This window comes from Nodosilinea sp. LEGE 07088, assembly GCF_015207395.1.
Taxonomy (GTDB): Bacteria; Cyanobacteriota; Cyanobacteriia; order Phormidesmidales; family Phormidesmidaceae; genus Nodosilinea.
In genome coordinates this window covers 1-23,965 of the sequence record NZ_JADEWX010000090.1, presented here as the reverse complement: position 1 = coordinate 23,965, position 23,965 = coordinate 1, and the positions used below count along the sequence as shown (strand labels likewise).

At 52.0% G+C, this 23,965-nt stretch carries 12 protein-coding genes; 9 read left to right on the top strand and 3 right to left on the bottom strand.

What is annotated here, in order from left to right; all coding sequences use genetic code 11:
• The first annotated feature begins 559 nt into the window (after nt 1-559).
• The 7 genes from IQ254_RS18410 (at nt 560) to IQ254_RS18380 (ending at nt 11,667) form a co-directional block, all read left to right on the top strand.
• Nucleotides 560-1,600 (top strand): J domain-containing protein, encoded by a 1,041-nt coding sequence (locus tag IQ254_RS18410; protein WP_193967623.1) that lies wholly within the window; start codon nt 560-562, stop codon nt 1,598-1,600.
• Between the two features lie 274 nt (nt 1,601-1,874).
• A complete protein-coding gene (locus tag IQ254_RS18405) occupies nt 1,875-3,245 on the top strand; it encodes a hypothetical protein (protein ID WP_193967622.1) in 1,371 nt (456 codons plus the stop codon).
• Between the two features lie 92 nt (nt 3,246-3,337).
• The gene (locus tag IQ254_RS18400; RefSeq protein ID WP_193967621.1) at nt 3,338-4,714 is read left to right on the top strand and encodes a DUF1822 family protein; all 1,377 of its coding nucleotides are present in this window, start codon (nt 3,338-3,340) and stop codon (nt 4,712-4,714) included.
• Nucleotides 4,711-7,185 (top strand): CHASE2 domain-containing protein, encoded by a 2,475-nt coding sequence (locus IQ254_RS18395; RefSeq protein WP_193967620.1) that lies wholly within the window; start codon nt 4,711-4,713, stop codon nt 7,183-7,185. The genes IQ254_RS18400 and IQ254_RS18395 overlap by 4 nt, the downstream gene beginning before the upstream one ends.
• 283 nt (nt 7,186-7,468) lie before the next feature.
• Entirely contained in the window at nt 7,469-8,536 is a 1,068-nt protein-coding gene (locus IQ254_RS18390) for a hypothetical protein (RefSeq protein WP_193967619.1), read from the top strand.
• Nucleotides 8,537-8,653: 117 nt separating this feature from the next.
• Complete coding sequence (locus IQ254_RS18385) at nt 8,654-10,681, top strand: CHASE2 domain-containing protein (protein WP_193967618.1); 2,028 nt, start codon at nt 8,654-8,656, stop codon at nt 10,679-10,681.
• Nucleotides 10,678-11,667, top strand: a complete 990-nt coding sequence (locus IQ254_RS18380) for a DUF928 domain-containing protein (RefSeq protein WP_193967617.1) — start codon at nt 10,678-10,680, stop codon at nt 11,665-11,667. The genes IQ254_RS18385 and IQ254_RS18380 overlap by 4 nt, the downstream gene beginning before the upstream one ends.
• On the opposite strand, the gene IQ254_RS18375 is transcribed toward IQ254_RS18380, so the two are convergent.
• The 3 genes from IQ254_RS18375 to IQ254_RS18365 form a co-directional block, all read right to left on the bottom strand.
• A complete protein-coding gene (locus IQ254_RS18375; protein WP_228040858.1) occupies nt 11,640-14,540 on the bottom strand; it encodes a CHAT domain-containing protein in 2,901 nt (966 codons plus the stop codon). The two genes, IQ254_RS18380 and IQ254_RS18375, sit on opposite strands and share 28 nt — an antisense overlap.
• Nucleotides 14,540-16,324, bottom strand: coding sequence for a ShlB/FhaC/HecB family hemolysin secretion/activation protein (locus IQ254_RS18370; protein WP_193967615.1), 1,785 nt, complete (start codon nt 16,322-16,324; stop codon nt 14,540-14,542). Before IQ254_RS18370 ends, IQ254_RS18375 begins: the two co-directional genes overlap by 1 nt.
• 190 nt (nt 16,325-16,514) lie before the next feature.
• Entirely contained in the window at nt 16,515-19,559 is a 3,045-nt protein-coding gene (locus IQ254_RS18365) for a filamentous hemagglutinin N-terminal domain-containing protein (RefSeq protein WP_228040859.1), read from the bottom strand.
• 377 nt (nt 19,560-19,936) lie between these two features.
• On the opposite strand from IQ254_RS18365, the gene IQ254_RS18360 reads away from it, so the two are divergent.
• Together IQ254_RS18360 and IQ254_RS18355 are read left to right on the top strand one after the other, a co-directional pair.
• On the top strand, nt 19,937-21,268 hold the full coding sequence (locus IQ254_RS18360; protein ID WP_193967613.1) for a hypothetical protein: 1,332 nt from the start codon (nt 19,937-19,939) through the stop codon (nt 21,266-21,268).
• Nucleotides 21,269-21,744: 476 nt separating this feature from the next.
• Nucleotides 21,745-23,965 (top strand): hypothetical protein (locus IQ254_RS18355; protein ID WP_313887490.1); only part of this gene is annotated, 2,221 nt, incomplete at its 3' end.

Genomic DNA, 23,965 nt, shown 5'->3' with positions numbered 1-23,965 from the left:
AGAAGCTAGAGAATCACATCGGTGCGATCTGGATGTTCATCCATGACTACAATCGCCAAGTCAGACAGAAGTTGGCAGAACGGGAAGAGTCCATCTTTTCCTCTGTCCTTTACTAAAATGTACTACCCACCCACTTATGTCAGGTCAGGGTTTTGAAAGTCTGCATAGCCTGCAAAACTAGCTAGTCTTGAACCTGAGCTGAATATGCAAAGGTCAGCAGTTTTACTCTGAATGCTGATAGCAAGAGGCTCAGGCAGGTTTATGCAACCCCTCGAAATCAGTTGGCTCAATGTGTGCTTACTAGGCATACACACGCCAAGGATGGCTGGATTTAAATGTTGCGAGAAAAATTTCGCCAAGCCAGAGATTGCTTTAGTGGCCGTCGCAACCATCTAGAGGCGGCCCGTCACAAACTCTTCATCGGGAATGTCTCCGAAGACACACCTTTTTGCTTTGTGTTGTCAAAGATACTGGCTTACTGGGAACACAACCGAGCCCACTGCATACTCATCTAGTAGCTCTAACTAGATGCTACTAGAGCTCCATTTGGTTGTAGACGATGAAAAATATCTCTTCAGACCCTACTTTTTGCTTTCAGCTTCTAAAGCTGCCCACTAGTGCAACCGAGTCAGAGATTAAGGTGGCCTACCGGATCCTGGCTCGCCAATGCCACCCTGACCTTAACCACAACGACCCGAAGGCAGCAGAAAAATTTAACCTTCTTAACCAGGCCTATCAAGCAGCGCTAGAGTGCGTGCAACAACGTCCCGAAGGATTTCACGATAAAACTGACAAAGCTGAGGTCACCTCGAACCAATTTCATCCCCCAGTTTGGATCAGTAACCTTTCCCAACCCGAGCGTTGCGCCAAAGCCAATGCAGCATACGGTACAGCCTTGGAATTGCTTCAGCGCCTGCAAGATCAACTTGCCTGGAAACAGCTCCAAGATGCCGTGTGGCTTGATCCTACCAATCTAAATTTTCGCTACAAGCTGGAAGATGTTGCCCTCTACAGGGGATGTTTACGGGAACTTGAAGCCTTTTTGCATGCAGTGGATAGAGCTTTTCCTCGGATGACTACTTGCACCAGCACCAGAAGGGCAACGCCACTGAGGGAAGAAAGAATATTACCTCTGATTACACCGCCACCCAAGACAGAAGCTCCGGTGCGGCCCCTATATGAGAGGCCTGAATTGGCTCCTCTTCAGATTGGGCCATTGGCCTCAGATCAACAGGTTATGCCCGAGCTACCTATCCCTCCTCAGCATTCGGAAGCGTCTTCAAGTCCTGCTATCTCCCTGGGCGAACCAGGAAAGCCACCCTCAGGAAACGAACAGCCTCTGTCCCAAATCTCTGCAGTGTTAAAGACAATCAGGAGTTGGATGGCTCAAACCACAGCAGTGCTACCTCTAACAGAGCCCTGGCAAACCTTGACACTGATGGTCTTCGCCGGATTTCTTGGCAGCACATTGACCCTGCTGATTTGTACGGTCCGTACAGACTCTAACTCTGAGGTCGATCAACCAGAGCTGATAGCCACGGCCTCATCCAATCGTAGTTATCGCCGCGAGTTGGCAGTATTGGGATTGACTGATAGGTAGATGGATATGGCACGACTATACGCCCCAAACTGGGCTGAGTAGAATAATGTGACTTGACCGCTCCATAGGCTCGCGGTTGAGTCTAAATCCAACCGCAGCTGGTCTGTATACCCTTTATGTATCGGGCCACGAAACCCCCAGACCGGTTCTTTCTGGGAGGCAGTGCCGATTATCAGAGTGGCTTGCCTGCATAAACCGGCCCAACCAGCACACTACATCTATTCAGCACTCTTTTCACAGTTGTCTACGGTCAACCATCCCCGCAGGAAGCATTATGGCCAGCACATCGTGGTATTGGACCCTAATTCTACTCAAAGCCTCAGGTGGCTATAGAAGCCAAGCGTTCCCTTCAAATCAATTGTTCTTTCAGCAACAGTTTGCAGACCTCCTGGGCTGTGACAGTCTTGAATCTGAAGTGGACAAACGCATTCAGCGGCGGTTGATGGCATTGTTGACGGATAATTCGGCAGGGCTGGAGACTCGACTGCTGGCTGAGTACTGTCTCCGGTGCTATATCTCTCACCAGATTTTGTATGCGTGCATCGATCTTCAGACCAAATTTGGGCAGGAGCATGGGTTTTCCCGCGATGACGTGCTGAGGATTGTGCTCAACGATGTAGATCTCACCCGATCGCTGCTTGTCTCCGTGGAGAGTGGCTACCGTCCGTTTGCCGCCGATATCATCACGACCTTTAAACCCCAAGTGGGTAGTTTATCCGCCTGGGCCAGGATGTTAACCCGACAGCACAATGACTTAAACAACTTTTTGCTAGAGCACGGCATTCTGCAACAAAGCAACTGGGCTTTGCTGAATGAGAAAACCCCCGATGATCTGCAGCGAATTTTTTCAGACACATTCAACCTCCCAGCTTCAGAGATTGAGCAGGCCTGCAAATTGCTGAGCGGCTACCATGCGGTATATCGCCGCGATCGCCGCGGCAGGCGAGGTAAATGCCAGCCCCCGACTGAGACCCAGATTAATGAAATTCAGAGACGAGCAGCCCTCCCTGTATCAGCAGCAGCAGTAATAGAGAAGTTGGTCGAAATTGCTGATTATCTGCGCCGATATCAGCTGCTCAGCAAAGGCGTGCTGCCTTCCATATCAATGGACGATCCAGCGCATGGCTCTGGGGTTGAACCGGCAACTAGTTCAGACGATAACGCTAGTGATTCTGAGTCTGATGAAATAATCCAACTGCTCTATGAGCTAGTTAACGAATGCTTAGAGCAGGCCATCAGAACCGTCATTGACCAACGTTACCACTATTTGAAAGAGCGAGCATCCCCCAAGGCTGAACAATACAGGCTCGCCCTTAAGCTTTATTACTGTGAGCATAGAACGATGGCGGAAATGGTGCCAGAACTGAATCTAGATGCTCAATTTCAGGTGACTCGCTTGCTTAAGGTTGATGATTTTTTGGCCAATATTCGTCGCCAGCTCCTAAGGCAGTTAAAGGATCGTTTTTCAGGTTTGTCTCATAGGAAGGAACTATTCCATGACTATCGTTGTGCCGATCGCCTGCAAAACCTAGATGAGAATCATCTTGCGCCTTTGATCAAGAAACCCAGAGCCAACGCCTCCGGGAATAGCACCTCTAATAGCTTTTTCCTTCAGTGTCTTTGTAATGTTATTCAACAGCTTTAGCATCCCCTCTGTGAATGTCTATGTCACAGAAGAGACCGATAAGAAATAGACGACTCGACACCTATGCCAGACTAAATACAGGGAGACATGCGATGAAAGAGTCTTTAGCCAACTCAGAACCGATATTGATGGATTTTGAAGCATTGCCTATACAAGCGGTGCCGCTGAGCCAGCGGCACTATGAGCAGGCCGTTGCCATTAGCGATCGCGTCGTAGGCGAACCGCGACAATGGCAAACTTATCTCAATGCCCTAGCGGTATTTGGGTTTCAGGAGTGGTTTGCTGAACATTTCCCGAATGTGGCGCTCGACTGGCAACGGTGCTCTCTCTTGAAGCCCCAGTACGCCAACCTCATCGAAGCCGCCTACGACCTGCGTATTAACACGTTCAAGCTGTGTGTCGTCTCTACCGGCAGTGCCACTGACTCGTTGGTCAGATTGCCCAGGGCAGTGGTAGATTTGGACGACTTTAGGTCGCACATCTACATTATCGTTCGGGTTTTAGAAGAACAGGGTCAGGCGCAGGTGCTCAGCTTTCTGCGCCACAATCAATGGCTAGCCTATCAGCAGGCTAGCCCCCTTCATGCTGGGCCAGACTGGAGCTATCAGGTACCCATCCAATGGTTTGATGACGATCTTTATCGCCTACTGCTGCAACTCCAATGCTTGGAGCCTCAAGCTGCTCTTCCTGTAGCCACGACCCCTGAGCCGACGACAGATTGGGCCAGCCTTCAGCAAAACCTGATTGAGAAATTTGCCCAGGCCGAATCGGTAGAAACGCCGCTGTGGCAGCTGCTCACCTGGGAGGAGGGGGTAAAGGTGCTCACCACGCCGCTTCTACTCGATTGGCTGTATGAAGTACAAACAGGGCAGCGCGCGCTCACTCTAAAACCAGAGGCATCTGCGCCGCTGCTACAACCCATTCTCAATGCGGGAACGTGGCTGCGTAATGAACTGGATGATATGGCTCAGGCTCTGGGTTGGGCCCTGCTGCCGCCTTTGGCAGAGTTGCGAACAATCCCATCTCTCTCTTCCGCTGAGTCACCGGATCTTCAGCCTGTTGTTGAAGACCTGGAGCTAATTCGCAAGCAGTTTAGTCGAGCAGGTACTCCAATCCCTGCTGATGCTCGCTGTGCTTATAAGGCATTGAGTCTAAACGAGACCCCCCTGGGGCTCTACGCTATGACCTGGCTGCTGCGTGATGAGGCGGACCAGCCAGTGGAATGGGTGCTTTTGCTGGTGCTCAAGGGTCTCTCAGTAGACGGCCCTGGTTCCCCCATTACACTGGCCGTTAAAGACCAAACCACCCTACTGGCTGAGTACCAGCTTACCTCTGATACCGAACCCTGTTCGATCTACGCCCAGGTAGTGGGTAACTGGGATGACGCGTTTCTGGTTACCCTCACCGCCGCTACCGGAGAAACAATGACTCTGCCAGCGTTCATGTTCCCCCGGAGTGAATTGGTATGACGGTGCGTTTAGACGTTCGGCAACAGCTCCAGAGCTGCGAATTTCGGTTGACCTGGGGGGATGGGCAGCAGCTACTGCCAATCCCCCTGCCTCAACCTATCGTGCTGATGGAGGCCTATCAGGAGTGGCAAAGGACCTACCTAAATTTCTATCGTGCCTTTCGCGGCCGGGTCGTCGGCGTGGGCCACCTGACCGAGGTAGACGATCGCCGCGCCCAGTTGGTAAAAGCTGAGGCCGATCTGCTGAGCGAATTTCACCAGTGGTTGCGAAGCCCCAAGCTGAGTGACCTTCGCCAGCAAATTGCTCATCTGGCGAAGGAATGCTCTTTGCAGGCGGCGACCCAATCAGGGCCAACGCCTAGTCTCACCATTTTTCTGACCTGTTATCCCATCGAACTTGAGCGTCTGCCTTGGGAAGCCTGGGAAATTGGTAAAGAATTGGGTACTGTGACAGCCATCCGCCTGGCTCGTACCCCCGATCAAATTCGCGCTAAGCCGGTGAAAGCGACTCGCCAGGGACGCAACCGAGTGTTAGTGATTCTGGGTGACGATACCGGCCTGGACTTTAAGGCCGATCGTGAGGCCGTACAGGGGTTGTCTGCGATCGCAGATATTCGCTTCATGGGTTGGCAGCCAGGCCAAGACCCTACGGCGCTTTTGACTGACATTACCGAGGCCATTACCGACAGTCGAGGGTGGGATATGCTGCTGTTTGCCGGACACAGCAACGAAGCCGCGACCGGTGGAGGTGAATTGGCGATTGCTCCCAATCTGACTCTCTCAGTGCATGAGTTGGCCCCCAGTCTAGTGGTGGCCCGACAGCATGGGCTGCAGTTTGCCCTATTCAACTCGTGTAGTGGCCTAGGCCTTGCCAGGTCGTTAATCGACCTAGGGTTTAACCAGGTGGCTATTCTGCGAGAGCCGATTCATAACCAGGTGGCCCAAGAGTTTTTAGTCCAGTTTCTGCGCGGTATGGCCCAGCATAAAGATGTCCATGAGGCGCTGATCACCGCCGGCCAAGCTCTCAAGCTCGAAAAAAACCTCACCTTTCCCTCATCCGCCCTGGTGCCATCTTTATTTTGCCGCCCGGGGCAGCCGCTGTTTCGCTTTCGTAAATTTGGCTGGCGAGAATGGCTGCGGCAGCTTCGGCCTACCCGACGGCAGGCCCTGGCCCTCTTTGGTGTAGCTGGTCTCAGCGTTTGGTTGCCCGTGCAGGGTGCTCTTTTGGAGCAGCGGCTCTGGAGCCAGGCGGTCTACCGACGATTGAGCGGGCAAACGGCTGGGGTCGTTTCGCCCCATCCCGTTACCGTGATCCAGATTGACGAAACGTCTCTAGTCAAGGCAGGTATCTCAGAACCTGTGCCCATGAATCGAGCCTACCTGGCGGAACTGCTCGACCAGATCAGCCAGCGGCAGGGTCGAGTCATTGGGGTTGACTACCTCCTCGATCGGCCCATCCAGGCTACAGAAGATCAGGCGATCGCGGCCGCGCTGGGGCGCGCGGCCGCCCAGGGAACCTGGCTAGTGCTGGCGACGATGTCCACAGCCCAGGGCGAGTGGTCGCCGATACTGCCAGAGGCGACCTTTCCATCACCCCCACCCCGCTGGAGCCTAGCGGGAGACATTTGGGTGAATCAGTCCTATCTGTCAGTGCTTAACCCCTGGGAAGACCCCACGCAGGAGCCGCTACCGTTTGCCTATCTATTAGCCCTCGGAGCAGAGCTGAACAATGAACCTGCCGCTACCGTTCCCCGCCCTACTCCGCAGAATTCGTCGCCGCTGATCACTCAGGTGGTGGAGTATCTAGACGCCCAAGGGCAAGCTTACACAGACCTCTTTTCGAAGCGATCGCGCCATCACCTTATGACCGTGCTGGGGTACTGGGTGGGGCAATGGTGGCTACAGCCCGTAATTGATTTTTCAATACCGCCTGCTCAGGTCTATCAAACCCTGCCTGCCTGGCAACTGTTAGAAGACTCTACCCCTGAGCTGAACTTAGAGAATCATGTGGTCATCCTGGCGGCTGGCGGCTATGGAGAGGCCGGTGTATTGCCAGGGCAAGACAATTGGCCACTACCCGCCGCTGTACGCCACTGGCGATTTTGGCAAGATAACCCTGCGGTTTCCCTACAAACCATCACGGGTGGAGAACTGCACGCCTACATGGTGCACCACCTGCTCACCAGACACCTGGTAGTCCCTATTCCTGACTTGTGGATGGTTGGGCTGGCTGCCATTTTGGGTCAGGGTACGGCCATAGCTTTGCAGCGTACCGCTATGACCCATCGGCAGGGCTACTTGCTTCTAATCGGGGCGACGGCAGCCTACGGGGTGCTGAGTCTGCAAATGTATGTTTCTGCGGCCATCTTGATGCCCTGGTTACTGCCCTCTTTAACGGTCTGGATCTATGCCCTACCTGCAGTGAACAGTCTGAAGGCCGAAGAGCAAAGGACTCGCTTAGCCAATGCATAATCTGCGCTTACTTAAGGACTATTAATTGAAAGCATCTCTAAATCCTATGCTTACCATCCGGGAGAACAGTATGAAGCAGCAAAGTTGGTCAGTGGTTATTGGCTCTGCGATCGCCGTTCTGGCCTCGACAAATCCTACCTATGCAGCTTTACTCCAAACGAGCCCTGAGGCAGAGATCACCAACATAGCTCTCCGTATACCGCCGCCGCCGCCAGGGGGTTCGGGACCGGGTGGGTCTCGTAGCGGCGATGTCGTTGCGATCGCCCCTGCCGAGCGAGAGGGCATGAATCAAATCTGGCACGAGCGGCCGCTGCTGATTTGGGAAGGTGCGATCGCGCAGGTTCAGATCCGTGACGCAACCACAGGAGACCTGCTCTGGAGCCAGTCGGTATCAAAGGACGATCGGTGCGTAGCCTATGCCGGTGAGCCTTTGCAGGCGGGGCGTAGCTATGAATGGGAGCTGTACAAGCAGCCTGACCTCATTGCTGAGGACATTATCTTTCGGGTGCTAGACGCCGTAGAGCGCGATCGCATTTCAGCAGATCTGAGCGAGCTAGAAGCTGTTTCAAAAACCAAAAATACGGCAGCTGAAGAGATTATTGCGGATCGCTCTGCCTATTTTGCCAAACAGAGGCTCTGGGCTGATGCGTTAACGGCAGCCTTCGTAGCAAAAAATGAGGATAGCCTCAGTAATGCTAAGAAGCTCGTAGAGATGTTGGACTACATCACCCGCTGGACTAGCCTGGCAGAATTCAACGCCGAGAGCCACCGACTTCGACCAAAGGATATTCATATACAACTATTTTCAGGGGCAGGAGATAATCGCTCCACAGCTCAAATTAAAGAGCCCTACGAATTTAAATATCAGTATGATTCAGCTGCGCAGGAATGGGAGGAACCCGCGTTTCGAGTTAAGTTGATCAACAACAGCCCAATACCTCTCTTCTTTGCCCTATTTGATCTTGCTGTGGAAAGTTTTGCTATCGACTCTTTGCTGGAAACTGGAACTGTTCGACTGGCACCAGGACAGGAGATGTGGCTCAATGACGGAGATCCAGTCTATGGCATTGTTCCCGACGAACTCTGGGAACGGGGCGTAACTCTGTGTAAGGATGTTTACAAAGTTATAGCTTGTACGACAGACTTTGAGCCGACCCTACTAAACCAGCAAGAGTTAGAGGAGACTCTAGCCAAGCCCGCCTCAGACCTGTGCGAATTAGTCAGCCTGAGGCATCGGATGACGCAAATGATCGATCGTAAAGCAAGCCACCAGCCTAGAGAGGAAAATCCCGAATGGGTTGCTAACCAAACCACCCTTACCTTCGTGAGACCTCGCACTATTTCAGGATAAAAATTGAGACGATTAAGTATAGCTCATTAGCAACAGATTCATCAGCACAAGGCAGGGCTCATGGTCCTCTAATGGCTGGCTAAAAAAGCATTCTTGATTTTTAGGAGGCTCGTTATCATGAGCAATCTTACCCCTTTTATTAAAGTTCTGTTTCTGGAGGCCAATCCAGAAACAGAGACACACCTGCGTGTTAATAGAGAAATTCGGGAAGTCAAAGAGGCTCTCAGGGGTTCTAAAAACCAAAATCGCATTGATGTGAACCAGCTTGGAGCAGTACGGGTTAAGGATTTTGCCGCAGAGCTGCTGGAGTACAAGCCGAGAATCGTCCATTTTTCGGGACACGGTGAAAAATCTGTTTTGGCATCGGGTGAGAATTTCTTTGAGGAAAGAAAACCGCCTGAAACTGGCAAAACAGACGATGATGCTAACACACGAGCAACTTCAAAAACCAAGAAAAAAGATAGAAAATCATCTGCCGAACGTAAAGGAGGGCTGGTGTTTGAGGGTGAGAACGGAGAAGGCGAGCTAGTCTCTTCAGAACGAATAGCCAGCTTATTTCAAGGTTTAGATTGCCCTGTCGAATGTGTCGTTCTCAATAGCTGTTTCTCCGAAGAAACTGCCAAAAAGATTGGCGAACATGTTCGCTTTGTGATTGGCATGAATCAGAAGATTTTAGACGAGGATGCTATCAAGTTCTCAACATACTTTTACCTGGCCCTGGGAACGGGAAGCTCAGTCACATCGGCTTTTGAGAAAGCTAGAAGCCAAATCTCCGATCCGTCATTGCCCGTTAGCCTCTTAAATCCTAAAATCCAGCCTTTGCCTTACTATGAGCCACGCTGGATTATGTTAAGTAGTTTTACTTCGGCACTATTTGTGATTTTAATCCGTCTCTTTGGGGGGTTGCAAGGTATCGAGTTGGGGTTTTTAGACTACCTGCAATCTTCCTGGTCGAATCCGCGCGACGATCGAATCTTAATCGTTCAGGCTACTAATGGCGATATCCGACTACAGCAAGAAAGAGGTGAAGCAGTCGTTGGATCTTTCTCTAACACAACCCTGGCCAATCTTCTCGGTAGCTTACAGTCGCTTGGACCCGCTGCCATCGGCCTTGACATCTATCGCGAGAACCCACTGAACAGCGCCATAGATGAAGACAAGAGACTGCAAGAGATTTTTGGTCGCAGCAATGTTTTTGGTGTTTGCAAATTACCAGAGATTGAGGAAGGCGGCATCAATCAAACGGATCGAACCGTAACCCTGTCAGTTCCACCTGCTTCAGACATTCCAGAGAATCAGATTGGATTCTCTGACGTCTCTGTGGATAAGGATACGGTAGTCCGTCGCCATCTATTGGGAGGGTTTGCTGAAGAGATAAGAGGTGAAAAAGATTGTCATGCTAATGAGTCATTCAGTTTAAAGCTGGTCAATCAATACCTCAAAGCTCAGAACCTGGATGCTATTCAGTTGAACAAGTTGCCTAATCAAATCTGTAGTATAGAATTTCCCGGCGGCAGAGTATTACAAAGCCTTCAGCCCTTCACCGGAGGATACCAGGGAGACACAAGAGCTGCTGGTGGGTGTCAGGTCCTCCTGAAGTATCGAATTGATCACAGGGGTTGGCAACCCGCTGAGATGTTCACAGTACAACAGGTCTTAGAAGGTAGTCTTGAAGGTCGTGATCTCAGCAATACCATTGTCTTAGTCGGTGTTGTCAGAACGGATGGCTATAGAGAATATTGGAATACCCCCTATAATCTTAAAACAAGTGCCCAGATGCCAGGAGTAATGCTTCAGGCTCAGATGGTCAGTCAACTTCTAGATGCAGCCCAAGAAAAACGGCCACTTATCTGGGTTATGCCGCTGTGGGGCGAGTGGTTATGGATACTATTGTGGTCCTCGGTGGGCGGTGTTGTTGTCTGGCGATTACACCTGCCTCCCCTGCGGATGGGGGCCCTTTCTCTGGCCGTTGGTGTAGTCTATGGAATTTGCTACGTCACCTTTCAGATATTTTCTGGGTGGCTGCCATTTGTGCCAGCCGCTTTTGTATTGGCAGCTGCGCCCTTGAGCAATTGGCTGATGGATTCGGGTCGATTGGAACTTTACCGAATTCGTAAACATAAGCTGAGTAAGCACCGATCATGAGCCAGCATAGACGACCCTGGTGGAAGCGAATAGTTGCCGTTGTGCTGTCTTCACTGGTGACTGGCTGCCTTATTTTTGGGGTCATTGCTAAGGCTCCGGCGGTGTCGCGGTTTCAGCTGCTGATTAGGCAGTTGAGGGGCTTGCCAACTGCATCAGTACCAGCGGGCAGAGGTGCAGGCGGTGCGGGTCGAGGCCCCATTTGTGCGATCGCTGCCGAGGAGACGAGCGATCGCGTCAGATCGCTCGTGGCGCTAATGCCTGTAATTGAGCCCGCCGTAGATAGCGAACTTGGCGACAATGTTGTCTTGAGCAATGGCGAAAATTCTCTCACTGAGCCCAGTCCCAATCAAGCCGTAGAACAGACCTACGTAGGCGGTTACACTGTTTCGGCTCAGCCCACATTCTGGTTTTATGTCCCCTACGTTGTTGATGGCGGGGCCACTATTACCCAGGGGGATGCCGCTTCTCAGGTCAACACTGTCAGGGCGGCCAACGTTCGAGTGGGGCAATTTGTGCTGCTTGATGAAGATAAGTCCCTGGTGTCGTCTCATTTAATGGCAATCGCCCTGTCAGAACGCCCCCAGGTAGTGCCTTTTCACCTGCCCTTTGCCTTAGAAACCAGTAAGGTTTATGGCTGGTATTTCTCAATTATCTGTGAACCCGAAAAACCGTCGCGCAATCCTGTGGTCCGGGGTTGGATTGCCCGAGTGGAGCCAAGCGCCGAATTGACGGCTGCGTTAGCCAAGACCCAGCCAGATCAAAGACATGTGGTCTACATTGAAAACGATGTTTGGCTTGAGGCTGTCTCTAGTCTGATTGAAACCCGGCGTCGATCTCCCAATCTCAATCAACCCTTCGAGGATTGGGAAGACATGCTCGACTACTTTGGACTGGCGACTGACCAAACCATTGACTTTACTGGTACAGAACCGATTGCCGTCAAAGATGACCCACGCTTTCAGAGCCAGTTTCCCGCCAGAACGTAGGTGGCCCAGTAGCGAGGGTGGGCAAACCGGGGGGTTTTCAATAAGGCGAGCTGAGCGTGCTGTAGGGCCTTGGCTTTGCTGACCGCAGGTTGTCCCAGGTTTTGGTAGAAGTGAGCCGCAAACCCAACGGTCGGAGCATCATCTAGGGTCCATAGCGAAGCAATCACGCTGCGAGCGCCTGCCCGGTAGGCGGTTCCGGCGATGCCCAGGGTAGCTAGCTCATCTCCGGCGGCGGTTTCACAGGCGCTGAGCACCAGTAGCTCCAGCGGTTCTGGCTGAATGCGTCCTCGCACTCGAAACAGGAGCGCTAGGTCTGAGGCCGCGATTTTGCCGCTGTTGTCCCCGCTAGGGGAAACCAGGAGAAAGGTGTCTTGAGGGTTGGAGCTAAACTGCCCGTGGGTGGCCAGGTGAATGGTGGAGAACTGCTCTGTATTCATCAGAGCATTGAAATTTTGCTGGGTGAAGCTTTCTCCGCTGATGGTTTTGGCGGGGAGAGCCAGCGCCTCAATCACCCCTAGCTCATCGACTACGTTGGGAATCGGCGCAAATTTGACCCGGATACTCTCGGGCAGGCTCTCAGGCACCTCGGCCAGCCCTGCCGCCAGGATGTTGATGCTGTCGAGTTCCAGAGGAGCAGGATTTTCAAGCTGTAGGCCAAGGATTTCGGCAACGGCAACCCGCTCAATTAAATACCGCTCTCCGTCGTAGAGCACCGCCATGGGAATGGTTTGCAGCGCTCCGGTCAAGGCAAAAACGAAGGTATCAATGCCGGTATCTAACTCAGGCTGGGCGGGGGCGACAATCCAGTCGTAGAGTTTCTGAGCGTTCTCTTCAACCGCCTTAAAGGTGTAGTCTTCTTCAAGGTCGCGTTGAAGAGTCTCAATGGTTTGAGCTAGCTCATCTTGAGCGATCGCGCTGCTGTAGTGCAGCAGGGTTGACCGCTGGGGAAGCTTTAGGATCACGTCGAGGCGATCGGGCAGAAGAATGGGATAAAAAACAGCTGTTGTTTGGGCGGTGTCTACCACCCGATCGGTCTGCTGAGGGGTTACCGCTTCGCAGGGCTCCTGCAAAAAGTTAGTTAGCTCGGCCTGGTTTAGTAACGAGACAATCTCGCGCGATCGCGTCAGTTTTTCCTGGCTGGGGCTGGCTGAAGCCAACAGCAGGTCAAGACATTCGATGTAGACGGGCTCTTCAACGGAATTTCGAAACGAAAACCGGTAGGGCAAGTTGCTGGTAACAATATCCCGGCGCAGCTGGGTTAGCGTCTCGATGGCGCTGTTGTAGGCAGCAATAGCTGCTTCGTAGTCTCCCTGGGCCCTGTGAATACGACCCATCTGCCAGTGCCAGCGGTAGATAACCTCAGCGTCATTGACGTTTTGGGCAATTTCGGCGGTAGACGAGCGTATTGTTTGGAGAGCCCGGTTCGTGGCGACTTCGGCTTCGGCATACCGTTGAGACTGCTCGTATAGGGTGCCAAGCATGCCCAGGGCATAGGATTCGGCTCTTGGATCGCCCAGCGCAATCGCCTGCTGATGGGCGGTTCCGAGCAGGCGATCGGCAGTACTTCGCCAGCCGTTTGACTGATTGCCCTGGGACTCTTGGGCTAGCGTCATCAGGCTGTCGGCCAAGTTAATGTAGGCTGCCTGGGTAGCCGGTGCCGGTGGTAGCGCCTCAAGTAGAGGAAGGGCGGTTTTAGCTGAGCTTTCGGCGTCTGTCCACTGGTGGGTGATCAAAAACAGCTGCAGCTGGTTGAGCTGGGCCTGAACGGCAGTGGTAGGGGTTCCCCGAGCGGCATTCTGGTAGTGGTCGAGGGCGGCATCTAGCTGCTGCGCAAACCTTCGAGCGGTCTCTAGCAAACGCCAGTCCAGAACTGTCTCGATCAGGTCTCGCTCCTGCCGCAGCTGGGATAGGGTCGCTGCGGGAGACAGATTTTGGGCTCGGAGCTGATCTAGAGCCTGGGTTTGAATCAGGTTGCCCAGGCTGAGGTGGGCACGGGCGATCGCATCCTCCTGTCCCAAGTCCTCCGCCAGCCTCAAACTGTGGTGCACCAGCGCCTGAGCCTGCTCCAGATCACCCGCAATCTGCAGCGTCTCCCCCAGACTCCGCAATGCATTCGCCGTCGCAGCCTCAACCGGAAGGAGCAGCAGTCGGCGCTCTAATTCGCTAAGGGGGTCTCCCCCTAACTCCCCTAAGAGCAAAACACCCAGCGATGGCGGCTGCACCACCTTCTGCAACACCACTTCGGCCCGCTGATACAGTCCCAGCTGACGCAGCGCCTGGGCCTGGTTGATCAGGCTGGTGGCCCAGCGGCGCGAGTTACTGAGCTGTTCGTACAGGTCAGCCGTTTTCTCCCAGGTCGCCAGAGCCTGCTCAGGTTTACCCTCGGCGAGCTGCAGATGCCCCTCTATATCCCATACCTGGGCCAGGGCAGACTGTCCCACTGCAGAGCGAGCGATGTCTGTGTCTAGCGGCAGTAGAGCAAGGCTCTGATCGATTGCCTGGTTGGCCGCAGCCCACTGCCCCATGCCTTGATAAGTTAACGATAGATTTGCCAGATTAATCGCCTGTCGCACTGGATCGCCCTGAGCCGCGTAGGCCTGGGCCGCCTGTTGAAAGCTCAGGGCGGCCTCCTGAAACTCTCCAGCAGCGTAATGGCCCTGCCCGGCCCGCTCTAACCGTTGAGCTTCGGTCTCAGAGATCCATCCATCCTGGGCGATCCAGGTCGCAGGGATGGTGACTGGGGAAACCAAGGCCTGGACCGGCGATCTGAAGAAGCAAAGCAAGGCGATCGCCGCTATCAGCAAGCCATACCCCCCCCGAGACCGCCACCGCGCAAACTGTCGATTGTTAAAACGCCACCTCGTCGGTCGCATCAAAACGTGTTGAACACGACTGAAAAATACACGCCAGATTCTTGCCATGTCTGTCTCCTCGTGTTGTTAGCGATCAGGGGAATACCCCAGTCCAGCCGAACCGTAAGATCATTACCCTGCCGCCACAGGAGCCCCAGTCCTGTACCCGCCAGCACATTCGGATCGGGGGTTTTAGAGGCCACATTCCACCCAGCGCCAATGTCGATAAACGGCGTCAGCTGCAAAATACCCTGGACATCAGCTACCTGCAAAATCGGTAGTCGCACCTCCGCCGAGGCCAGCACGCCGCTGTCGGTCAGCAGCGCATCCTGCCGGTAGCCGCGAATGGTATCCTGACCGCCCAGGCCAAATTGCTCCAGCGGCAGCAGCGGGTTGGGCGTGAGCTGCACATCGGCACGTAGAATCAAGGGCGTGTCCTCCCTGAGCAGCCGCACCCACTGGGCCTGCCCCCGCCAGGCAAAAAACTGGCCGTCCGGCCCTACGGGATTAGTCGTTGCGCCAAACCAATCAACCCCCAGGCTAAATTGAGAACGCGCTGCCAGAACCTGTTGACCACTCCGCTTGAACCATTCTTGAGTAAACCGAATCGCAGAGATCTCCGTCCGACCGTTTTCGTCTGCCCCCGGTGAGATAGGGAAAGGACCGATATCGGCAAACCCAATCCGAGTCTGGCTCTCTTGACGAGAAAAAGTGAGCGCCAGAGCAAACTCTTCAGTGGGGCTCTGATAGAGCGGTTGGCGATAGGTCGCCTCGTAGTAGCTGGATTCGGACTGAATATCCAGAATGTCGAAGGGTGGTTCAATCACCCAGCTGTTGGTGTTGCCGTAGGACAGCTGCAGCGTTCCGTTACGCGGGTTGAGCGGAATAACATAGCTGACATCGACCTCATTGCTGCCGTCAGTATTGCTGTATGCCATGCTCAGCCCATCCCCTAACCCCCATACGTTGAGATGGTTAAGCTGTACCCCCCGGCTAAAGGAACCAATGCTGGGCGAGCTGTTGTTATTGGCAATAAAATCAACGCTGAAGGGATCTGCTTCGGCAACCGTGACTTCTAAAATATTCGTCGATGGACGAGGTCCCGCCTGCAGCTCAGCGGTAATCCGCCGAATTAGGGGATCGAGCTGGAGCAGCTGCAGCCCCTCCAGGAGCCGTTGCTGGTTTAGAGGTGGGGTCGTCACCAGCGCTAAACGGCTTTCAACATAGCCGGGGTTGAGCCGCTGGGTGCCCAGCACCTCGATATCTTCCAGACTGCCCTCAATCACCTGCAGCCTGACTACGTTATCTTCTGGCTCCTGGGGCGGCACAATTGCGCCAGACGTAATAAACCCTTCGCAGATATAAACTCGGGTAATGGCTGTCCGAGCCTGTTGCAGTTCTGCAAAGGTTAACTCTCGATTGACCAGGACATCGGTGCCGTCAATGGTCTGGATGTTGGGGATCTCTGAGCACTCCTCAGCCATGAACTGTGGGGCTTTTTTGGCAACTTCAGCCAGAACATCGGCATTGAAGACAGTACTATCGACGACTTCAAATCGCTCGACAAAAATGGTTTGGGGTGCTGCTTCCGGCTCACCGCCGGGCTGTAGCGGCTCCAGCGGAGCTGTTGGTTCTAGTAACTCTTCAAGGGGCGGCAGGGGCTCTGGTTCGGGGAGGGGCAAGGGCTGTTCTGAGGGCGGCAGATCTCGCGGTACTAAGTTTTCCGGAGGTGTGCGATCGGGAATCCCCTCTGGAGGTGCTTGAGCGATCGGCACCGTCGGAGACTCTGATGCCGCTGGTGACAATGAGCTCTTAAGGGTTGGTAGGTCAAATGAATCGGACCTGTTAGCAACCTCTGGCTGCGCGGAATTCGAGTGTTCCAGGCGGCTGATTTCAGCTGCCCTCGCCTGAGTGTGCAACGGCGAGCTGGTCGAGTAAGCAATCAGCGACAGAATCAGCAACCTTGGCAGGCGGTAGATGCCCATGACTCAGCTCCTAAAGCTCGCGGCAAGCGCTACTCAGCCAGGCCGAACTGTTTGATGGGGCAGTGGAGTCGCCGATAACGACCTTGCCGCTAGCGTTGTAGGTCAACCCCTGCGCCTCCACAAACGTTTCAACCTCCTCTATCTCCGTTACAGAGGCAGCGGGATTCGATAAATTTTCTTCGTCATCCAGAGTCGCCAAATTTGCAACTCCCTCCCCTGGTGATAATGCTTGGGTAGGGCTCTGGGCAATACCGCCTCTGCCCGTAACGGTATATTCTCCCTGCTCTTCAACCCCGGCGCGATTATCCCCTACGCAGCCAGTGGCAACCAGGCTACCCACATCGACAGTTTCAACCGGCAGTTCTAGTAGCCCTCGACTCGGATCTATGCCCAATGTTGTCAATATAATTTCGCCATCAACACTAAATTCTGAACTCGCATTAAAATCACTGAAATCAGTCGTAGGATTACGTTCATCAATCCCAAAAATAGCAGCTGCGGTTACATTGATATTTCCTCCCTGACCTGCCCTTGCGCTAGCCAGAATATCGCTGTCTCCACTGGGGCGTGCCAGAATAAATCCCTCGTTTGAAAAAACGATAGTGACATTGCCCCCGTTGGCTCTGGTGCCTGCTTCTGCTGTAATTCTGCTTCCATTTTCAAGGCGCAGCAGAGGTCCAGACAGGTTAATATTGATATTTCCACTGTTTTCTCCGCTGTCAGATACAGCTCGAAGAGTGCTGTTGTTTAAACTTAGTGAGCTCGCATTTATATTTAAATTCCCAGCCTGATTACGCATACTGCTGACCGTTAGCTCTCCTCCTTCGGTGAATTGAATTTGCTCCCCGTTTACAGTAAGACTGCCCGCAGCACCGCGGTCAAGTGCTTGAGCAGAGACAAGCCCTCCATCCTCAACGATTAATTGGCGAGCGTTAATAGTTGTTGAACCTGCTGTACCCTCTGCACTACCACCACTTTGAGAGCCCAAGAAGCTTCTAATTCCTTGAGGAGCACCTCGAACTGTTACTGTATCAGCATTCAAAATCTCTAAAGAGCCTCCATCTCCAGTTCCCGATGTGCCGACTGAAACCTCACCGCCAGCCTCAACCAATAATTGACGAGTTGAGATCGTGGCGAGACCTGCATCTCCTGATTCGATTCCTGAGGACTCTGATACAAGCTCAGTTTTTGCACCCAAGAAACTCCGCTCTCCGCTAACAGGATCTACTCCTGAGACTTGAATTAACTCGGCATTTTGAATGTTAAGATTTCCTCCATCTCCGACGCCAGATGTACTGGCTGCCACTCTGGCTCCACCATCAATAATTAGCTGTCTGGTAATGATTGTCGTAATTCCAGCCATTGCAGATTCAGCGTCTAGTTCACGTGAATTAGTTACAGAGCCTAAGAAACTCTGAATACGCTTGCCAGAAGGATCTGGATCAGAAAAACCCGATACGCTAATTCTTTCAGCATTCCGAACCGTTAGATTTCCACCCATACCCTGACGAAATGTGCTCGTCGTAACAACTCCCCCCCGTACAATAATCAACTCTCGTGTATCAATAGTCATTGATCCGGCTGATCCAGTAACTGATCCACCTACAGTTCCGAATCCGCTTCGAGAACCTAGAACACTTCCATCAGAGACTGTAACAATATCAGCACTCCCACCAGAGTTTCCGATGGTCACTGTACCGCCTGAACCGGAGCTAGTTGTATTCGAGAAAACTCGTCCACTTACGATACTGATTTCTCGTGCATTGATTTCTATGTTTCCGCTAGGATTTTCGTTATTAGTACTAGCAAGGACTTCACTGCCATTTACCGTGACAGTGTCAGCTCTAAAAGTTATACTTCCTCTGTTGGTAATGATGTCGCGGTTGATCTCAATAGCATTTCTTGCTTCAGCAGTTATTCCAATCGTCTCTCCCGCTACATTAATTGGAGAATCAAACGTTATATTATTCGACGCCTGAAGTACTATATTACTTGCAGAATTATTAATAATCGCCGGATCAATAAAGACATCCCCTTCAACCGGAAGGTTATTCAGACCGTTTAGACCTCCAGCCACAATCGTAATATTCGTAGGATCAATTAAAAGATTGCCAGTCGCTCCATGTGGAGCTGTAGTGTTTACTCTCCCTTCAAAAACCAGCCTTTCAGGGCTCGAAACCTCTACAAATCCACCATTGCCGCTGTCACTGCCACCTCTGGCAGTGACAGCACCATAAAAACGGGTAGCGCCATCGGCCCAAACAATGACGGTGCCCCCATCACCACTAGTCATGGCATCGGCATTAATCGTTACCTCCGGGCCAACGGTAGTGCTGATGGCTCTAGGGGTTGTGCCCTGCCCCTGATAGTCGCCGCCAATTAAGACCGTGCCGCCTGTCGAACCAGATACATCAATAGAAGCGTTGTCTACCAGCGATAGGTTGTTGCCTAAAACTTCCACTGTGCCGCCCGGGGCAGTGAGAGAGCCTGCATGGGTGACTTTGCCGCCAAACAGAGTTAGGGTTTGGCCTTCAGAGACCGCTAAATCGGCATTGTTCGTCAGCGGACCCGCCTGACCTGGCCCCCATTGAACGCCTAAATTGACATTGACACTCAGGAGTTCAGGCCCCTGAGGATTTGTTGCGCTGAACTCGCTGCCGTCTGAAAAGATGAATCCTTCGGCAGTGCTGACTACAAACGAACCGCTGACATCCAGTTGAGCGTTGGGGCCAAAAAGGATGCCGTTGGGGTTGAGCACGAATAGGTTGGCACCTCCCTCTACTCCTAGCGTGCCCATCAGGTTGGAACCATTGGTACCAGTGATGCGACTAAAGATATTCTCAACACCGGTAGGATTGGCAAAGTAGACTCGCTGGCTTTCTCCTACGTTAAATTCTGAAAAACTGTGGAATAGATTACTGTCCCGCAGTGCACCACCGTCGATTAGGTCTGCTTGCTGGCCTCTGATCACGGTATCTTGAACCACCGTTGAAGCCTCTTCCCCCAGAGTGGCATCCGGTCTGATCTGTGCTACTGAACTAGGCGCAGGTAACATTCCGAACAGTCCAAGTATGAATACTGCTCTATGGAATCGATAGTCACGGCACCACTTTGATAAAAGCATGGCCAGCTAGCTCCTGTGCAATCAAGGGACTATTCCAAACACGTTACTCATTCAACTGATGCCTAGCAGTGTAGTAGTAAATCCTCAACTTTGTACACAAATGTAGTCGTGCCAGTGATTCATCTCAATTGTCGGACTTCAATAGGACATCGACCCGACTTTTCGGCACAGGCACAAATGATATAACTCAATCAGGTTGACATAGCTAAAAAAGTAAAACCTACCTCGGTCATAACTTTTGCCAGCTGCCTAGGTTTTTAATTTAACCTATGACGTTTTGATTGATCATAAGGAGCAGGTCTATTTATATGGTTGACTCTGAGTTACTTTGTCAAAATCTATCTAGCCCTCTTCAGCGATTAAATGTTTACGACGGCTTGGGCATAAATGCTCGTCGATGGGCAATTGACCATACTTACCACAGGCGACGTCAAAATCTGCACTTTCAGGCGCTTTTTGAATCAGGAATAGTTTATGGGCTTGGCGTTCAACTCATCAGCCCGCCTGAGCTAGCTCAGGCTGAATATCGCCAGTCTCGCTGCTGGATTGAAATTCAGCCTGGAATTGCTATCGACCAACAGGGAAATCCAATTATTCTTCATCCCGGTGCCGATCGCACCTTTCCTATTGAAATTAATCCTCCGGATCTTGGCTTGACTACCATTTATATTGTGCTCAGCTTTGTGGAACCTGTCCGTGAACAAGAATTTACGGGAGATATCCTTGAGGAGCAGTTTAGAATCGACCAGATAACTACACCACCCTGCGCTAATCAAATAGAGTTATGCCGTATTAAAATCAAGAAAACAAATATTGAATTAACTGAATATGGTTCTATTGAAACGAATAGAGCAGGCAATTACTTGCCCAAAAACGCCTTTTTACCTCAATTCAATGAACTTGACTTAACTCATCGAAAACCAGTCAAAGTAGCACCAAGCCAGATGATTAGAATTGGTGTTTTGATTGATCAAAACTATGTAGAAGATTATAGTAACTTACCGCTATATCAAAATTTAGAGGATCTCAGTTCTTGTATATCTTCGCTATATCCAGACATGCGTACCCAGGTCGAACTTGTGCCAGAGGATGATATTCACGATTCAATGGCATCAACCTACGATCTGCTATGCCTGGATTTTGTCTATTTCCTCAGATCTAGTCAGATAAAGAATTTGCCTGCTTTGCCTAGCTCAGAGAAGGACCAAGCAGAAAAAATAAGATTAAGGCTACGAGAAACAGGCCAGCGGCTACAAAGCTATATAAAAGCCGGGGGTCGAATTCTGTTAGATACAGCAACGGAAATAGTAACCGATTCTGTAAAAAACGCTATTGAAGCTGAGCTATTTTGCCAACCCAGCCTGGCAAACTGGCAAACTTTAAAGGCTCAAAAACACCCAATTTTACGCGAACCCTTTGTCTTTGGTGCTCCCCCCATGAACCATGGGCAAGTGTTACAAGTCTCTATTGGCGAACAATTTATCTGGATTTCAGGTGCCCTATCGGCTCTATGGAGCGGAGAGGGTGACTTAAAGCGAGATGATATCCGCGCTGCCCAGGAATTGGGCATTAATCTGTTGCATTTGATGGGACGGAAACGTCAGCTTACCTCTCTCAGCGCAGATTTCACTGGCAGTTAGTAAATCCAAAGCACCAACCTGCTCAGCTAAGTCTTGAATATGGAGATTAGTCCATGACTAAATTAATCAAGATAGATGGTTTGCCGACTCATCTAGAATTAGTAAGGAGAGCAAGTTTTGGTGAAAACGTTGAGCAGGAAAAGATTGAATCGAGCTTCGATTTGACAGTAAAAAACTGTAGCCAGCGATTTGCCAGCTTTCAAGTTGAACTGAGCCTGGAGGGAATGACTGGAGATAGAAGTCTACCCCGATGGTATCGAGTAGAACCTGAAGTTTGTGCTAAAAAACCCCCTGGCTCAGAAACAACGTTTAAAGTTCTGCTTGATAAAGCACCAGTTCCAGAATTTGGGCAGATCTTACCCCTTCAGGTCAATGTTTTTTCTGTAGAGTATGAGGATCTACGAGCCAAAAAATCTCTACAGCTGAAACTTTGCCAACCTCAAAATCCTATCAAGGTTGAGTTTCCCTTTGAGGACTTGAGAGTTTATCCGGGCGATCGCTTGAAGATTCCGGTAATTGCCATAAATCTGACATCAGAGGTTATTGATGTCAAGCTGAGTTTAATCGGCGAATCTGCGTCAGCAGTATCTACTTTAGAATTGACCTCAGAGCAAGCGATAGCAATAGCTTACATTCAGCCCGAGTGGTTTGAAGATGCCCTGGAAAAACGGGTGATTGTACCCCCTGGTAGCTCTAAAGTAGTGGATTTTTACTGCTGCCCACCTGCATCAAAGGGGAATATTCCTGACAGTCAGCCTTACTGGTTCAACCTACAGGCGATCGTTGGCGAGCAGGTTCTAGAGTTTTCGGGTAAAAATCATGTCGTTGAGGTGTTGCCCTACGGCAGTGTAGAAGTTGTGTGTAAAAAACCTCTACAGAAAAACCCCCTACAAGACATAGTCGGGGTGAGCTGGAGAGGTCAGTCTGGATCAGCTGAGTTTACTTTCGATATTACCAACAACAGCAACCTGGCCCAGCAGGTAGAAATCACTATCGAGGCCAATGGAGAGCCTAACTCTGCACAAGAACCTTCTATCCAGACCAAGGCTTTGACTAGGTCAGACGATGTTGCTATTTCTGAAGCGAGGTTTAAAAACGATGGGGGTGAGCCCACCGATAAGGTCACCGAAAATAGTACGACTCAAGACAGCCGACAACATCTAGCCGAAAGTGCTGGGATTGACGTAGAGGACTCTGTATTTGGGGACAATACCCCGGTCAATCCCTCAGACGTTGAGAATTCAACGGCGGCTCAGCCAACCGTTCAGATGGCCACAGACTCATCTGAGCAGCAGAGCAAAGTCAAACTGGTAGCCCGAGAAACTATTAGGCAACTCTTGCCCGGTGGTTATGCGACAATCTCGCTGTCGGTTCGATACGCTCGACGGTGGTTTAGAGGGCGTCGATACCATTACAACGCCACTACAACATTATCGGTCGCTCCAGCGGGCGTTGCTAGCGCACCCGTTCAAGCCGTACCGCAGCAGCAGGCGCTGATGCTGGATGTACCGCCTATTCTGCCTAGATGGCTCCAGATAGCAGGGGCTTTAGCGAGTTTGGTAGGGGTGGCGGCGGCCTGGTGGCTGACGCCGAATAGTCACCATTTGGCCCCAGTGAATTCGGTGCAGCTAATCGGTAATGCAACAACGGTTGTCAGCGGCTCTAGTGACCAGACCCTGCGCCGTTGGGACGTGGTCGAAGCTCCCTGGCAGGCTTTAAGAACGCGGCTTTTGCACCGAGAGCTGATCGCTGAGACTGATAAGTCTATTCAGGTCATTCAGGCCAGCCCTTTTCGTGATAGCCAGCTTGCCGTTGGTTTAGAGAGTGGCGACATTGAGCTGTGGGACGTGTCGCCGCCGCAACAGTTACACAAGATTTTTGAGGGCAGCGATCGCGTTTTTGACCTTGCCTTTACCCCCGATGCCCACTATCTCTTCAGCGGCCACGGCAGCGGCCTGGTTCGCGAGTGGAATCTGCAAAATGCTGAGTCTAGCCTGAAGCGCCAACTGGCAACTGGTATTGCGATCTCGACAATAGCCGTGCTGCAAATAGATGGGCAGTCTGTGGTTGCGATCGGCGGCCAGTACAACACTCTGCTGCTGTGGAACTTAGAAAGCGGTCAAGCTTACCAACTCGAACATAGTCCCTCTGGCACAACGACAGAGGTGCAGAGTCAGGCCAACTACATCACCGGCTTGGCCACCACCAAAGACAGCCGCCTGCTGGCAGTTGCTGACAATCGAGGTTACGTCAGCCTGTGGCGACAGGAGACCCTCTCCAAATGTCTCAACCAGCGGCCCAACGCCCCATCTTCCTCCCAGCCCAACCCATTTCGGCCCATCCCTTGCCCACAAGAGCAGGCGCAGGCTCCTCCGTCAAGTACACTTATCCATCCCGACGGACAGGGTATCCGTGCGATCGCCCTGCCCGACAATGGCTGCTACCTGGCAACCGCCGACAACGGTGGTCGGCTACGGTTGTGGCCTTTAATCTCCGGAGAGTCCGGCGAAAAAATCCTGGCTGACAGTATCCAAATCGCCCATTACCCCGATATTCCACTTCGCGCGCTCGATATCGAACAGGTCAACGATCGCGAATGGCTTCTGGTCACCAACGGTCCTCGGAATCAAATTAGCCTGCATCGGTATCGCGGTCGCTGCAGGGGAGCGGGGGAGCGGGGGAGCGGAGGAGCTAGGG